The 14,944-nt window shown below is 68.9% G+C and carries 18 protein-coding genes; 8 read left to right on the plus strand and 10 right to left on the minus strand.

What is annotated here, in order from left to right; translation table 11 throughout:
- Positions 1–13 precede the first annotated feature (13 nt).
- From AAG801_RS01850 to AAG801_RS01875, 6 genes are all read left to right on the plus strand, one after another.
- A complete protein-coding gene (locus AAG801_RS01850; protein ID WP_341886903.1) occupies positions 14–2,989 on the plus strand; it encodes a formate dehydrogenase subunit alpha in 2,976 nt (991 codons plus the stop codon).
- A 20-nt stretch (positions 2,990–3,009) separates the two neighbouring features.
- Positions 3,010–3,642, plus strand: a complete 633-nt coding sequence (fdh3B, locus tag AAG801_RS01855; RefSeq protein WP_341886904.1) for a formate dehydrogenase FDH3 subunit beta — start codon at positions 3,010–3,012, stop codon at positions 3,640–3,642.
- Positions 3,639–3,869, plus strand: coding sequence for a hypothetical protein (locus AAG801_RS01860; protein ID WP_341886905.1), 231 nt, complete (start codon positions 3,639–3,641; stop codon positions 3,867–3,869). The genes fdh3B and AAG801_RS01860 overlap by 4 nt, the downstream gene beginning before the upstream one ends.
- 22 nt (positions 3,870–3,891) lie before the next feature.
- Positions 3,892–5,001: a formate dehydrogenase subunit gamma gene (locus AAG801_RS01865; RefSeq protein ID WP_341886906.1), complete on the plus strand. Its 1,110-nt coding sequence runs from the start codon at positions 3,892–3,894 to the stop codon at positions 4,999–5,001.
- 22 nt (positions 5,002–5,023) lie between these two features.
- The gene (locus AAG801_RS01870; protein ID WP_341886907.1) at positions 5,024–5,329 is read left to right on the plus strand and encodes a hypothetical protein; all 306 of its coding nucleotides are present in this window, start codon (positions 5,024–5,026) and stop codon (positions 5,327–5,329) included.
- A gap of 97 nt (positions 5,330–5,426) precedes the next feature.
- Positions 5,427–6,266, plus strand: coding sequence for a formate dehydrogenase accessory sulfurtransferase FdhD (locus AAG801_RS01875; protein ID WP_341886908.1), 840 nt, complete (start codon positions 5,427–5,429; stop codon positions 6,264–6,266).
- Here the strand turns inward: AAG801_RS01875 and AAG801_RS01880 are convergent, their stop codons facing one another.
- Complete coding sequence (locus AAG801_RS01880) at positions 6,267–6,794, minus strand: Mpo1-like protein (protein ID WP_341886909.1); 528 nt, start codon at positions 6,792–6,794, stop codon at positions 6,267–6,269.
- A 108-nt stretch (positions 6,795–6,902) separates the two neighbouring features.
- Here AAG801_RS01880 and dcd point away from each other — a divergent pair, with 108 nt between their 5' ends.
- Positions 6,903–7,472 (plus strand): dCTP deaminase, encoded by a 570-nt coding sequence (gene dcd, locus AAG801_RS01885; RefSeq protein ID WP_341886910.1) that lies wholly within the window; start codon positions 6,903–6,905, stop codon positions 7,470–7,472.
- 36 nt (positions 7,473–7,508) lie between these two features.
- Complete coding sequence (locus tag AAG801_RS01890) at positions 7,509–8,396, plus strand: neutral zinc metallopeptidase (RefSeq protein WP_341886911.1); 888 nt, start codon at positions 7,509–7,511, stop codon at positions 8,394–8,396.
- Between the two features lie 25 nt (positions 8,397–8,421).
- On the opposite strand, the gene AAG801_RS01895 is transcribed toward AAG801_RS01890, so the two are convergent.
- From AAG801_RS01895 to flgA, 9 genes are all read right to left on the minus strand, one after another.
- A complete protein-coding gene (locus tag AAG801_RS01895) occupies positions 8,422–8,688 on the minus strand; it encodes a hypothetical protein (protein WP_341886912.1) in 267 nt (88 codons plus the stop codon).
- Between the two features lie 104 nt (positions 8,689–8,792).
- Positions 8,793–9,938 (minus strand): alpha-hydroxy acid oxidase, encoded by a 1,146-nt coding sequence (locus AAG801_RS01900; protein ID WP_341886913.1) that lies wholly within the window; start codon positions 9,936–9,938, stop codon positions 8,793–8,795.
- A 67-nt stretch (positions 9,939–10,005) separates the two neighbouring features.
- Positions 10,006–10,923, minus strand: a complete 918-nt coding sequence (locus tag AAG801_RS01905; protein ID WP_341886914.1) for a LysR substrate-binding domain-containing protein — start codon at positions 10,921–10,923, stop codon at positions 10,006–10,008.
- A 41-nt stretch (positions 10,924–10,964) separates the two neighbouring features.
- Positions 10,965–11,660, minus strand: coding sequence for a plastocyanin (locus AAG801_RS01910; protein WP_341886915.1), 696 nt, complete (start codon positions 11,658–11,660; stop codon positions 10,965–10,967).
- Positions 11,661–11,671: 11 nt separating this feature from the next.
- Positions 11,672–12,010 carry a group 1 truncated hemoglobin gene (locus tag AAG801_RS01915; protein ID WP_341886964.1) on the minus strand — a complete coding sequence of 113 codons (339 nt, stop codon included), beginning with the start codon at positions 12,008–12,010 and terminating at the stop codon, positions 11,672–11,674.
- A 60-nt stretch (positions 12,011–12,070) separates the two neighbouring features.
- Positions 12,071–13,312, minus strand: coding sequence for a DNA polymerase IV (gene dinB / locus AAG801_RS01920; RefSeq protein ID WP_341886916.1), 1,242 nt, complete (start codon positions 13,310–13,312; stop codon positions 12,071–12,073).
- 64 nt (positions 13,313–13,376) lie between these two features.
- Positions 13,377–13,766 (minus strand): hypothetical protein, encoded by a 390-nt coding sequence (locus tag AAG801_RS01925; RefSeq protein WP_341886917.1) that lies wholly within the window; start codon positions 13,764–13,766, stop codon positions 13,377–13,379.
- Between the two features lie 8 nt (positions 13,767–13,774).
- Positions 13,775–14,092: a flagellar biosynthesis anti-sigma factor FlgM gene (flgM, locus tag AAG801_RS01930; protein WP_341886918.1), complete on the minus strand. Its 318-nt coding sequence runs from the start codon at positions 14,090–14,092 to the stop codon at positions 13,775–13,777.
- Between the two features lie 121 nt (positions 14,093–14,213).
- Positions 14,214–14,927 carry a flagellar basal body P-ring formation chaperone FlgA gene (gene flgA / locus AAG801_RS01935; protein WP_341886919.1) on the minus strand — a complete coding sequence of 238 codons (714 nt, stop codon included), beginning with the start codon at positions 14,925–14,927 and terminating at the stop codon, positions 14,214–14,216.
- Positions 14,928–14,944 lie beyond the last annotated feature (17 nt).

Consider the following 14,944-nt stretch of genomic DNA (forward strand, 5'->3'; position numbering starts at 1 on the left):
CCAAGGAGTTCCCATGCTGCTCACGCGCAAGTCGTCGTCCACTGCGGGTTCGGCCTCGTCGCTGGTGTCCAGCCTCGCCCGCGGGGTGTCGCGCGCGATCCCGACGATGGATCGCCGCTCCTTCCTGCGCCGCTCAGGCCTCGGCGTCGGTGCCGGCATCGCGGTGTCCCAGCTCACGCTGGTGAAGAAGGCGCAGGCCGCCGACCCGGCCAAGGCCGCCTCGGGTGACCAGAAGGTCGTCGTCAAGCGCACCGTGTGCGGCCACTGCTCGGTGGGCTGCGCGATCGACGCGGTGGTCGAGAACGGCGTCTGGGTGCGCCAGGAGCCGGTGTTCGACTCGCCGATCAACCTCGGCGCGCACTGCGCCAAGGGCGCAGCGGTGCGCGAGCACGGCCACGGCGAGTTCCGGCTCAAGTACCCGATGAAGCTCGTCAACGGCAAGTACGAGCGCATCAGCTGGGACCAGGCGCTCGACGAGATCAGCGCCAAGATGCTCGAGCTGCGCAAGCAGAGCGGGCCGGATTCGATCTTCGTCGTCGGCTCCTCCAAGCACAACAACGAGCAGAGCTATCTGCTGCGCAAGTGGATGAGCCTGTGGGGCAGCAACAACTGCGACCACCAGGCGCGCATCTGCCACAGCACCACTGTCGCGGGCGTCGCGAACACCTGGGGCTACGGCGCGATGACCAACTCCTACAACGACATGCAGAACGCCAAGGCGGCGCTGTACATCGGCTCGAACGCCGCCGAGGCGCACCCGGTGTCGATGCTGCACGTGCTGCACGCGAAGGAGAACGGCTGCAAGATGATCGTCGTCGATCCGCGCTTCACGCGCACGGCGGCCAAGGCCGACCAGTACGTGCGGCTGCGTTCGGGCACCGACATCCCGTTCCTGTTCGGCGTGCTGTACCACGTCTTCAAGAACGGCTGGGAAGACAAGAAGTACATCGAGGACCGTGTCTACGGCATGGAGAAGGTCCGCGAGGACGTGCTCGCCAAGTGGACGCCGGACAAGGTCCAGGAGGCCTGCGGTGTCGACGAGGCCACCTGCCTGCAGGTCGCCCGGACGATGGCCGAGAACCGCCCGAGCACCATCGTGTGGTGCATGGGCCAGACCCAGCACACCATCGGCAACGCGATGGTGCGCGCCTCGTGCATCCTTCAGCTGGCACTGGGCAACATCGGCACCAGCGGCGGTGGCGCGAACATCTTCCGCGGCCATGACAACGTGCAGGGCGCCACCGACGTCGGCCCGAACCCGGATTCGCTGCCCGGCTACTACGGCCTGGCCGAAGGCTCCTTCAAGCACTTCGCGAACACCTGGAAGGTGGATTTCGAGTGGATGAAGAAGCAGTACGCGCCGGGCATGATGACCAAGCCGGGCATGACGGTGTCACGCTGGATCGACGGCGTGCTCGAGAAGAACGAACTGATCGACCAGGACAGCAACCTGCGCGGCCTGTTCTTCTGGGGCCATGCGCCGAACTCGCAGACCCGCGGTCTGGAGATGAAGAAGGCGATGGACAAGCTCGACCTGATGGTCGTGGTCGATCCCTTCCCGAGTGCCACCGCCGCCCTGGCGGCGATGCCCGGCAAGCCCGAGGACCAGAACCCGAACCGCGCCGTCTACCTGCTGCCGGCGACGACGCAGTTCGAGACCAGCGGCTCGTGCACCGCCTCCAACCGATCGATCCAGTGGCGCGAGCAGGTTATCGAGCCGCTGTGGGAGAGCCGCACCGACCACATGATCATGTACCAGCTGGCGCAGAAGCTGGGCTTCGCCAACGAACTGGTGAAGAACTACAAGATGGTCAAGGGCAAGGGCGGCATGGACGAGCCCGAGGTCGAGTCCATCCTTCGCGAGATCAACGCCAGCGTCTGGACCATCGGCTACACCGGCCAGAGCCCGGAGCGCCTGAAGGCGCACATGCGCAACATGAACGTCTTCGACGTGAAGACGCTGCGCGCCAGGGGCGGTATCGACAAGGAGACCGGCTACAACCTGGACGGCGACTACTTCGGCCTGCCCTGGCCTTGCTACGGCACGCCGGCGCTCAAGCATCCGGGCTCGCCGAACCTGTACGACACCTCCAAGTCTGTGATGGAGGGCGGCGGCAACTTCCGTGCGAACTTCGGCGTCGAGCGCGAGGGTGTCTCGCTGCTGGCCGGTGACGGCTCGCACAGCAAGGGCGCCGACCTGACCACCGGCTACCCCGAGTTCGACCATCTGCTGCTGAAGAAGCTCGGCTGGTGGGACGACCTCACCGATGCCGAGAAGAAGGCTGCCGAGGGCAAGAACTGGAAGACCGATCCGTCGGGCGGCATCATCCGCGTGGCGATGCAGGTGCACGGCTGCCACCCGTTCGGCAACGCCAAGGCGCGGGCCCTCGTGTGGAACTTCCCGGACCCGGTGCCGCAGCACCGCGAGCCGCTGTACAGCAACCGCCCGGACCTGATCGCCAAGTACCCGACGCACGACGACAAGAAGGCCTTCTGGCGCCTGCCGACGCTGTTCAAGACCGTGCAGGAGAAGAACAAGGACATCGGCAAGACCTTCCCGCTGATCATGACCAGCGGCCGCCTCGTCGAGTACGAAGGCGGCGGCGACGAGACGCGCTCCAACCCGTGGCTGGCCGAGCTGCAGCAGGAGATGTTCGTCGAGATCAACCCGAAGGTCGCCAATGACCGCGGCATCCGCAACGGCGAGTTCGTCTGGGTGAAGACGCCGCCGATGGCCGCCGTGCCCGAGTTCAAGGGCCTGCGCGTGAAGGCGCTGGTCACCGAGCGCGTCAACGAGGAGACGGTGTTCCTGCCGTTCCACTTCGCCGGCCGCTGGGGTGGCGTCGACCTCGGGCCGTACTACCCGACCGGCGCGGCGCCGGTGGTGCGTGGCGAATCGGTCAACACCGCGACGACCTACGGCTACGACAGCGTGACGATGATGCAGGAAACCAAGACGACGCTCTGCCAGATCGAGCGCGCAGCCTGAGCGACGAAGGAGAACACGACATGGCAAGAATGAAGTTCATCTGCGATGCCGAGCGCTGCATCGAGTGCAACGGCTGCGTCACCGCCTGCAAGGCCGAGCACGACGTGCCCTGGGGCGTGAACCGCCGCCGGGTGGTCACGCTCAACGACGGCGTGCCCGGCGAGCGCAGCATCTCGGTGGCCTGCATGCACTGTTCCGACGCGCCCTGCATGGCGGTCTGCCCGGTCGACTGCTTCTACCGCACCGACGAGGGGGTGGTGCTGCACGACAAGGACACCTGCATCGGCTGCGGCTACTGTTCCTACGCCTGCCCGTTCGGCGCGCCGCAGTTCCCGACCAACGGCACCTTCGGCCTGCGCGGCAAGATGGACAAGTGCACCTTCTGCGCCGGCGGCCCCGAAGCCAACGGCTCCGAAGCGGAGAACGACAAGTACGGCCGCAACCGCCTCGCCGAAGGCAAGCTGCCGGCCTGCGCCGAGATGTGCTCGACCAAGGCGCTGCTCGGCGGCGACGGCGACGTGGTGGCGGACATCTTCCGCACCCGCGTGCTGACGCGCGGCAAGGGCTCCGAAGTCTGGGGCTGGGGAACGGCCTACGGCAAGCCCGCATCGGGCGGTGCCGCACAACCGAAGGCGGAGACCACCAAGTCATGATGCAACGGACCCTGATCGTCCTCGCGCTGGCAGCCGGCCTGGCGGCTTGCGGCGAGAAGCCGCAGACCGCGACCGCCAAGAAGTCCGACAGCAAGCCCTGGGAAGCGGCGCAGAACAGCTTTGTCACCGGCGACTGGAAAGCCGGCGACCAGGCGAGCTGGGAGGCCCAGATGAAGGCGCGCGCCCAGGGCCAGAACGAGTACTCGCGCGCCCCGGCGCAGAAGTGAGCTTGCGAAGCGAGGAGAAACCATGCACCGCTTGATGCGCACATTGCTCCTGGCGGCGACGCTGGGTTGGTCGGGGCTGGTCTTCGCCCAGGCTGATGCCACTCCCAAGGCGCCGGCGGCCGATGCCGCGGCGCTGCCGCGCGCCGACGAATCCAACGCCGAACGCAGCAAGTCCCAGCCCGGCAACAACGCGCCGTTCTGGCGCGCCGTGCGCGACTCCGGCAACACCGCCGGCTACACCTCGCTGCCCGGCGCCGAGAAGGGCGTGCTGATCCAGCCGTTCGTGCAGTACCCTGGCTCGCAGTTCACCAACGCCGGCGAAGCCTGGCGGCAGGTGCGCAACCGCTGGATCGTTCCCTACGGCGGCTCGTTGCTGCTGATCGTCACCGGCGCCATCGCGCTGTTCTACTGGCGCAAGGGCATGCTCGGCGGCCACGAGCCCGACACCGGCCGCAAGGTCGAACGCTTCACGCCCTTCGAGCGCAGTGCGCACTGGGCCAACGCGATCGCCTTCGTCGTGCTGGCCGTTTCCGGCATCGTGATGGCCTTCGGCAAGTACTTCCTGCTGCCGGTGATCGGCAGCACGCTGTTCGGCTGGCTGACCTACGCGCTGAAGACGGCGCACAACTTCGCCGGGCCGCTGTTCGCGGTGTCGCTGCTGGTGGTGATCATCACCTTCGTGCGCGACAACATTCCCAACGGCTCCGACATCAAGTGGGTGCTCAAGGGAGGCGGGCTGCTCGGCGACCACGAGATCCCGTCGCACCGCTTCAACGGCGGCGAGAAAGTGCTGTTCTGGGCCGGCGTGTTCCTGTTCGGCCTGGTGGTGGTCGGCTCCGGGCTGGTGCTCGACAAGCTGATTCCGGGCCTGGGCTACTCGCGCGGCGACATGCAAGTGGCGCACATGATCCATGCGGTGGCCGCCGTGATCATGATGGCCATGTTCCTCGGCCACATCTACATGGGCACGATCGGCATGCAGGGCGCCTTCCAGGCGATGCGCACTGGCTATGTCGACGAGGCCTGGGCCAAGGAGCACCACGAGCTCTGGCACGACGACATCCGCGCCGGCAAGATCCCGGCCCAGCGCAGCACCCCGGCCGGTGGCGGTGTGCCCGCCGCCCAGTCCTGAACCCACACGACGCCGAACGACCATGCGCCAACTCCTGATCGCCCTCGCCAGCATGACCCTCACCGCAGCCGCCGTGGCCAAGCTGCCGCCGCCCTCCGACGAAGCCAAGGCCAAGGCGGCCGAGGCAGCCGCCAAGACGGCGCACGGCAACAGGGTGGCGAGCTTCCAGCTGTGCCGCTCGATGGAGAAGGTGGCGGCGCGCTACCAGGCCGAGGCTGGCAAGGCGGGCAAGACCGTCAACAAGCCGACCGAAACCGCTGCCTGTGCCGACCAGGGGCCGTTCGTGCCGCCGGGCGCGGCGTCCGCCGCACCGGCCAAGAAGAGCTGATCCGGCGTCGAAGCGCCGAACTCGAGGGCCGCTGGATCAGCGGCCCTTTCGTTTGGCGCCGAATGCCTGGCCTGCCTCGTTCCCGTAGAGTTCCGCCATGACCGTTCGTCTCACCCAGGCCAGCGCGCCGCTGATGCAGACCATCGCGGTGCGCGACGAGTTCGGCGTCACCCGCGACATTGCCATTCCCGCGGAGCGGGCGCTCACCGTCTTCGTCGACAAGCGCGAACTGGTCACGCTGATGACGCTGGGCGCTGCACCCGAACTGCTGGTGCTCGGCTACCTGCGCAACCAGCGCCTGGTCGAAGGCGTCGAGCACATCGAGTCGGTCACCGTCGACTGGGAGGTGCAGGCGGCGGCGGTGGCCACACGCGGTGGCATCGAGCGTTTCGAGGAGAAGACGGCCAAGCGCGTGGTGACCACCGGCTGCGGCCAGGGCACCGTGTTCGGCGACCTGATGGGCGACCTCGACCGGATCGTGCTGCCCCCGCCGGCACAGGCACGACTCAGCCAGTCCATGCTCTACGGCCTGCTCGATGCGGTGCGGCGCCAGGAGAGCACCTACAAGTCGGCCGGCTCGGTGCACGGCTGCGCGCTGTTCCGCCAGGACGAACTGCTGATGTTCGTCGAGGACGTGGGCCGCCACAACGCGATCGACACCATTGCCGGCTGGATGTGGCTGAACGGCGTGGACGGCGGCGACAAGGTCTTCTACACGACGGGGCGGCTGACCAGCGAGATGGTCATCAAGTCGGCACAGATGGGCGTGCCGATCATCGTCTCGCGCAGCGGCATCACGCAGATGGGCCACGAGCTCGCGAATCAGCTCGGCCTGTGCCTGTTCGGCCGAGCGACCAACCGGCACTTCATCTGCTATTCGGGCTTCGACCGCTTCGACGCCCAGCCGGAACCGCCGCGTCCCGCGGCAGCGGCTTGATCAGGCGATACGCGCCAGGTCGCGCATCATGGTCGGGCCGGCGCGCCGCTCGATTTCCGCGAGCAGTTCCTTGCCCCAGCCGAGCGAGAACAGCGCCTCGGCGGTGACGAACATCGGGCCGACCAGCAGGCCGATCAGGTCGTCGACGAAGGCCGGCTTGCGGCCCTCGTACCAGTGGCCGACGAACTGGATCGCCCAGCCGACCACGAAGAAGCCGATGCCCCAGGCCAGCCAGGCGCCGGTGCCGCTGTCGCCGACGCGATGGGCCAGAGCGATCAGCACGCCGACGGCCGCGGTGACCGCCAGGCCGAGTTGCAGGTTGCCGCGGGTCAGGTACCAGATGGCGACGGCCGCGAAGACGATCCAGGCCGGTGTGAGGGCCACGCCGGCGAGCATGAACGCCGGCTTGGCGAGCAGCACGCCGACCGCGAAGACGATCATCGGCACGCCGACGAAGTGGCTGGCGATGTTGCGCCGGTCGCGGTGGTACATCGCATACTGGCTCAGGAGTTCGGTCGCGCCGCGCATGGGTCTCTCCGCAAAACAATCACTTTCAGCCGCAACTGTGGCACAGCTTCGCCCGGGTGTGCGCCGCGTGGTCCCTAAAATGCACGCATACCACCCGGAAATGCGCACATGAGCATCAAGAGCGACAAGTGGATCCGGCGCATGGCCGAGCAGCACGGCATGATCGAGCCGTTCGAGCCGGGGCAGGTGCGTCATGCGCCCGATGGCCACAAGATCGTCAGCTACGGCACCAGCAGCTACGGCTATGACATCCGCTGCGCGCCCGAGTTCAAGGTCTTCACCAACATCCACTCGACGGTGGTCGACCCGAAGAACTTCGACGAGAAGAGCTTCGTCGACATCGAGGCCGACGTCTGCATCATCCCGCCGAACAGCTTCGCACTGGCGCGCACGGTGGAGTACTTCCGCATCCCGCGCAGCGTGCTGACCATCTGCCTGGGCAAGAGCACCTATGCGCGCTGCGGCATCATCGTCAACGTCACGCCCTTCGAGCCCGAGTGGGAAGGCTTCGTGACGCTGGAGTTCAGCAACACCACGCCGCTGCCGGCGAAGATCTACGCGGGTGAAGGCTGCGCCCAGGTGCTGTTCTTCGAGAGCGACGAGGTCTGCGAAACCAGCTACAAGGACCGGGGCGGCAAGTACCAGGGCCAGCGTGGCGTGACGCTGCCCAAGACCTGAAGCCCCTCGACATGCGGACCTGACCAGGAGACGGCGATGAAATGGGAAGGCAACCGCGAGAGCGAGAACGTCGAGGACGGGCGCAGCAGTGGCGGCGGCCGACTGCCCGGCGGCGTGCGGCTGGGCGGCGGGCGCGGCATCGGCCTGGGCACGATCGCCGTCGCGCTGGTTGCCGGCTGGATCTTCGGCATCAACCCGCTGACCATCCTCGGCGCCCTCAGCGGTGGCGACATCGGTGGCGCGCCGGTGCAGTCGGCCCCGGCCGGCCGGCCGCCGGCGGACGACACGATGGCACGCTTCGTCTCGGTCGTGCTGGCCGATACCGAAGACGTCTGGCGCGCCCAGTTCCAGCAGATGGGCGGCACCTACCGCGAACCCAAGCTGCGCCTGTTCCGCGGCGCCGAGGCCACCGCCTGCGGCACGGGCCAGGCCGCGATGGGGCCGTTCTACTGCCCGGGCGACGAGAAGGTCTACATCGACCTGAGCTTCTACGAGACCATGCGCACCCAGCTCGGCGCGCCGGGCGACTTCGCCCAGGCCTACGTGATCGCCCATGAGGTCGGCCACCATGTGCAGAACCTGATGGGCATCACCGGCAAGGTCGAATCCATGCGCGGTCGCAGCAGCGAGGTCCAGGCCAACGCGATGAGCGTGCGGCTGGAACTGCAGGCTGACTGCTTTGCCGGCGTATGGGCGCATCACGCGCAGAAGACGCGGCAGATCCTCGAGCAGGGCGACCTGGAAGAGGCGCTGAACGCCGCCAGCCGCATCGGCGACGACGCGCTGCAGCGCCAGTCCAGCGGCACGGTGCGGCCGGAGAGCTTCACGCATGGAAGCAGCGCGCAGCGCGTGCGCTGGTTCAAGACCGGCATGCAGTCCGGCAGCGTGCAGCAGTGCAATACCTTCGAGGCGCGCCAACTCTGAACTGACGCCTCGGCGCCGCGGCGTCTCAGCGCAGCAGCAGCACCCAGTCGCAGCGCAGCCGGCCGCTGCGGTGCAGGCGTTCTCGCCAGGCCACGTAGCGGCCAGGCGCGAAGACCAGCAGGGCGGCGAACAGGGCGGCCACGTCCCACTGCAGCAGCCAGGCGGTCGGCGTGCCGACCCAGCCGACCATCCACAGCGTCAGGATCGCCGTCCACACCTGGCCTTCCAGCGGATGGTCGTGCTGGTGGCGCAGGTGCCAGTCGCGCAAGTCCTGGAACTGGTCTAGGGTCACGGCGCATCCCCTTCCGGCAGTGGATGCGCTCAGTGTAAGTTTCGCGTCAGCCGCCGGGAAGCCCCGCGGCCTGCCGGAAACCCGCCCTCCGCTCTTGACCTTCGTCAGTACGTGCCGGGCACCAGGATCGAGCGGTCGACGTTGGTCAGTTGCGTGTGGCCGCAGAAGGCCATGCTCACGTCGAGCTCCTTGTGGATGATCTGCAGCGCCTTGGTGACGCCGGCCTCGCCCATCGCGCCCAGGCCGTAGACCATCGCCCGGCCGATCATCGTGCCGCGCGCGCCCAGCGCCCATGCCTTGAGCACGTCCTGGCCGCTGCGGATGCCGCCGTCCATCCAGACCTCGGTCTTGTTACCGACCGCCTCGACGATCGCCGGCAGCGCGCGGATGCTGCTCGGCGCGCCGTCGAGCTGGCGGCCGCCGTGGTTGCTGACGACGATCGCATCGGCGCCCGCATCGACCGCGAGGCGCGCGTCCTCGACCTCCATGATGCCCTTGAGGATCAGCTTGCCGCCCCATTGCTTCTTGACCCATTCGACGTCGGCCCAGGACAGGCGCGGGTCGAACTGTTCGTTCGTCCAGGCGGCCAGCGAACTCATGTCGCTGACGCCCTTGACGTGGCCGACGAGGTTGCGGAAGGTGTGCCGCCTCGTGCCGGCCATGCCCAGGCACCAGCGCGGCTTGGTCATCAGGTTGACGATGTTGCGCAGCGTCGGCCGCGGCGGTGCGGTCAGGCCGTTCTTCAGGTCCTTGTGGCGCTGCCCGATCACCTGCAGGTCCAGCGTCAGCACCAGTGCGCTGCACTTGGCGGCCTTGGTGCGTTCGATCATGCGCGCCATCGCGTCGCGGTCGCGCATCATGTAGAGCTGGAACCAGAACGGCGCGCTGGTGTGCTCGGCGATGTCCTCGATCGAGCAGATGCTCATCGTCGACAGCGTGAACGGGATGCCGAACTTCTCGGCGGCACGCGCCGCGTGAATCTCGCCGTCGGCATGCTGCATGCCGGTCAGGCCGACCGGCGCGATCGCCACCGGCATCTTCGCGGCCTGGCCGACCATGGTCGTCGCGGTGGAGCGGTTCTCCATGTTGACCGCGACGCGCTGGCGCAGCTTGATGCCCTGGAAGTCGCTCTCGTTGGCGCGGTAGGTGCCTTCGGTCCACGAGCCCGAGTCGGCGTAGTCGTAGAACATGCGCGGCACACGCTTCTCGGCGAGCACGCGCAGGTCCTCGATGTTGGTGATGACGGTCATCGCCTGTCTCCTGTTCTGGTTGACGGCGATGCTAGCGGCGAGCGTCGAGGCGAAGCCGGAAAGATTTTCAGGCGCGTCCCGAAACCAGCGCTGCCGCAGCGCGCGCGGCCTCCTCGCATTCGGCGCGCAGCCAGGCCGCAAAGTCGGCCGCCGGCCCCTGCGCGGCGTGCGGCAGCAGGTAGTAGCGCCAGGCCGGCGCCGCACCGATGCCGAACAGCGGCCGCAGCGCGCCGCTGGCGAGCCAGTGCCGCGCCAGGCTGGGCCGCGCCAGCGCGATGCCCTGGCCGCTGACGGCGGCTTCCAGTGTCAGGCCGAGGTCGACCAGCTTCATGCCCTGTGCCGGTTCGCCCCAGTCCAGCCCCGCAGCGGCGAACCACGGCGCCCAGGGCTCGAGCGGCGTGCGCAGCAGCGGCGCCTGCTGCAGGTCGCGCGGCTCACGCAGCGGCGGCAGGCGCTGCAGCAGCGCCGGTGCGGCCACCGGCACGACGCGCTCGTCCAGCAAGGGCTCGCCGCCATGCGCGGCCGGGTCGCCGTGGCGCACTTCCACGTCGGCCTCGGTCGCCGCCGCGTCGAGGTAGGGAATCGACAGCACCACCTCGAGCTCGACCTCGGGGTGCGCCGCGGTGAAGCGCTCCAGCGCCGGCACCAGGATCTGCCGTGCGAAGGTCGGCGGCGCGCTGATGCGCAGCCGCTCGATGCGCTGCGCGGTGCGCCGGTGCAGCGGCACGGCGGCGAGCAGCCCGAGCGCCGCCCCGACCTGCGCGAGGTACTCCTTTCCGGTGGCGGTGAGCGCCAGTGCCTTCGCGCCGCGGGTGAACAGCGGCGTGCCGAGCAGGTCTTCCAGCGCGGCGATGCGCTTGCCCACCGCGCTGGCGGTGACGTTCAGCTCGTCGGCCGCACGCTCGAAGCTGCCCAGCCGCGCGGCGGCCTCGAAGGCACGCAGGCCTTCGATGGAGGGGAAGCGGACGTCCGGGGAAGCGGCCATGGCGCGATTGTCGCCAAGGCCGGCGGCTTCATTGGCGGAGTTCAGTTCCGGCGGCGGCGCGGAACGAAGTTGAGCTGGCCGGCGAGTGCCAGCGGCGCCGACTCGATCTGGGCACGGATCGCTGCCTGGTCCTGCAGCTGGTCGGGGTGCCACAGCGTGAGGTCGACCGGCCCCTCGGGCACGTTCTCGATGCGCGCCACGCCGCTGGCGTCGGTCTTGGCGAACCACGGCGTCGGGCTGACGTAGACCTGCCCGCGCATCGACGAATGCAGGTGGCAGCCCAAGCCGATCGGCCCGCTCTTCTCCATCTTCACGTCGATCTGGGTCATGCCGCTCTTCTTGCGGCGCACGGCATTCGGGTTCTGATAGTCGTCGTCGCTGCTGGCAGCCCCCTCGGCAGCGTCCAGGCGCAGCTCGAAGTTCTGCACCGGTGGCACCGCACCCAGCGGCCCGGTCGGCTGCGAGCGCACGTGATGGTCGTAGCCGTCGCGGTTGACGAAGCGCAGTGTGCTGCCCATGGTCACCACGGTGAGGAAGGGCTGGAACTTCAGACCTTGCTGGACGATGGTCGCGGTCACCGGCGCGTTCGTGACGACCGGGCGGATCGGCATGTCGACCAGCACCACCACGTCGGGCGCGGGCTTGCCGTCCTTGTCGGTCACCGTGATCTGCAGCGCGCCGGCCTGGGCGAGCAGGGCGGCGCCGGCCAGTGCAGTGGCAATCAGGGGTCGCTTCATGGGTGTGTTCCTCAAGGCGTGTTGGCGATGTCGCGGTGCACCGGCGCGGGCTGCGCGAGCAGGCGATTCTGAGCGCGGAACGGGATGCCCTGCGCAGCCATCGCGTCCTGCAGCGCCTCGACCAGCGCGTTGAAGTCGCCGCGGGTGATGTCCATGCCGTCGTGCGCCTCCTTCATGCCCGGGCCGTCGCGGCGGCAGGGGCCGCCCGGGACCGCGCAGAACTGCAGCACGAGCTGCTTCTTCACGGCATCCTGGTTGGCGTCCTCGAAAAGGGGGCACATGCGTTCGTCGGTGCGCAGCCGGGTCATGACGTCGTCCATCAGGCGGGCCAGCCGAAGCTTGGCGCCGATCTCGTGCCCAGTGGCGCAGGCGAGCGTGGCACGAAGTCACGCGGCGGGCCGGCGCAACGCTCAATCGGCTGGATGCAGGTCGAACAGCGGCAGGCCGTAACGGCCCTCGGGCTCGGCCGCGCGGGGCGGCGACGGCTCGGGCGCCGGTGGCAGCGGCGCGACCAGGTCGCTCAGCCTGGCCAGCGCACCGGCGCGCACGCCGAGCAGGCGCAGCCGCCGCGACAGGTCGACACGCTTCAGGCACTCGCCCGCCGCGCGGCGGATGGCGCGTGCGTCCATCGTGTGCGCCGGCAGCGTCAGGTCGCGCGTCACCGACTTGAAGTCGTCGAAGCGCAGCTTGATGCCGATGGTCTTGCTCGCGTAGCCCTTGCGCGCCAGGTCGCCGGCGAGTTCGATGCACAGCTCGGTGAAGATGCCCGACAGCGTGTTGCGATCGCGCACCGCATGCAGGTCGCGCTCGAAGGTGGTCTCGCGGCTGATCGACACCGGTTCGCTGTGGGTGACCACTTCGCGCTCGTCGCGCCCATGCGAGATCTCGTGCAGCCAGCGCCCGTAGTTGGCACCGAAGTGCTGGACCAGGAAGGCCGGCTCGGCGGCGGCGATGTCGCCCACCGTGTGCAGGCCGAGCGCGGCGAGCCGCTCGCTCGCCTTCGGCCCGATTCCGTTGACCTTGCGCGCGGCCAGCGGCCAGATGCGCGCCGGGATGTCCTCGAAGTCGAGCAGGGTCAGGCCGTCGGGCTTGTCGAGCTCGGAGCACAGCTTGGACAACAGCTTGTTCGGCGTGATGCCGACGGAGCAGCTCAGGCCGGTGGCCTCGCGCACCGCGTCCTTCAGGCGCTGGCCGATGGCGCGGCCGCCGTCCGCCAGCGCGCCGGGCAGTTCCGTCAGGTCGATGTAGATCTCGTCGATGCCGCGGTCTTCGACGAGCGGCGCGATCTCGCGCACCGCCGCCTTGAACAGGCGGGAGTAGCGGCGGTACTCGTCGAAGTCGACCGGCAGCAGGATGGCGTCGGGCGCGAGCTGCGCCGCCTTCATCGTGCCCATGGCCGAGAAGACGCCGAGCGCTCGTGCCTCGTAGGTGCTGGTGGTGATGACGCCGCGGCCGGTGTAGTCGCGCAGCCGGAAGAAGCGGCGCGTGCCGTCGGGCAGGGTTTCGGGCTGGTGGCGGCGGCCGCCGCCGATCACCACCGGCAGGCCGCGCAGTTCCGGGTAGCGCAGCAGTTCGACCGACGCGTAGAAAGCGTCCATGTCGAGGTGCGCGATCAGGCGCCGCGTGACCGAGCTGTCGCCGAAGCTGTACATCCATACAGCATAGCGAGCGCGGGCGGCGCCGGCAAGGCGCGCAACGAACCGACAGGGGGAGGAATCAGGCCTGGATGACGCCGCCGGGCAGGCCGCGGTCGGCGCTGCCTTGCGGCGAGTAGACGGCCGCCGCGTCGCGCGGCATCAGCACGTCCATGGCGCGGTCGAGCGCGGCAGTGGCGCGCGACAGCGACTCGCGTTGCGCGGCCACCAGGCCGCTGGTGCGGGCCAGGCGCTGGCGCAGCGCGGGAGAGATCGGGCCGCTCTTCGCGGCGCGGGCGAACAGGTCGACCGCGGCGGTCAGCGTGCGGTGCAGTTCGTCGGCCTGCTGCTCGATGCCGACGGCATCGCGCTCGCGCAGGGCTTCGCCAAGCGCAGCGAGTCGGTCATCGACGGCCACCAGCGCCGCGTCGAGGCGCGGATCGGTGACGGCGGCGGGCAGCGGCGTGCTCATTCGGGCATTCAGCGCTGCGCCTTGCCCAGCAGTTCCTGGGCGTTGGCGATCAGCTTGTCGGCGATCAGCTCGGCGTTGACCTTGTAGCTGCCGTCGGCGATGGCTTGCGAGATGCGCTCGACCTTGGCGGCGTCGAAGTCCGCCGTGCTGCCGGCGGCCAGCGTGCTGGCTGCGCTGGACAGTTCGACCTTCGCGCTCGGGTCGGCAGCAGCCGCTCCGGCAGCACCAGCGGCCTGCTTGGCTGCCTCGGCCGTGGCCTTGGCCGGCGCACCGGTCTTGTCGGCCGGGACGACGTTGCGTTTTTCTGCAGGATTGCCGATCTTCATGGTGTTCTCCTGAAGGAGGAGCCGGAGCGTTCCCCGACCTTGATGTCCGGGTTATCGGAGCCGCCGTGCGTGACTTTAGGCTCTTTTCGCGGATCTCCCTCGTTCGTGGGGGTGAAGCGTGTCACGGATTCACCTCCACGCGGCGCTCGCCGACGGCTTGCGCCGTGAGGATGCGCCCACTTTCGGTACGAATGCGCACCGGCAGGCCCTCGGTGCCCGGCGTCAGCGCCTGGCCTTCGCCGGAGACGCGGAAGCCCGGGCCTTGCGCCACCACCTGAACCACCTCGCCAGCGGCGAACCACTGGCGCGGTTTCAGGTGCGACTGGCGCAGGCTGCGCCCGGCCGGCAGCGGTCGATCGATCGTGCGGCCGATCGCCAGAGCCGGCTGGAACAGCGCATTCGATGTGTCTTCGGCCAGATCGACCTCGGCTTGAGCCAGGTCGCCTTCGACCAGTGTGGTGCCGGCCGACAGCGCACGCGTGGCCACCAGGGCCGGCGCGAACACCCTCACGGTGACCGGCAGGTAGACGTTCCAGCGTGTGGGGCCCTTCAGGCAGCGAATGCCGATGCGGCTGCGCCCCCACAGGCGTGCGTTGGCAGGCAGGTAGGGCTCGATCTGATCGCAGGGGGCCAGGCGCAGCCGCGGGTCGAGCGCGCCGACCTCGATCTCGACGCGGCGGCCCTGCCCGGCTCGCAGCGCGGTGTTCGCAAACTGTCTGGCCTGCTGCTGCAGAAGGTTCTCCTGGGCCTGGGCAGGCGCCGGCAGCAGCGCGAACAGCGCCGCCAGCGCGGTGATCCGCAGCCAGACATGCCAGGTGAAAGCCCATGAGTGCATGTGATCACTGTAGGACG

The organism is Variovorax sp. YR752 (assembly GCF_943372545.1).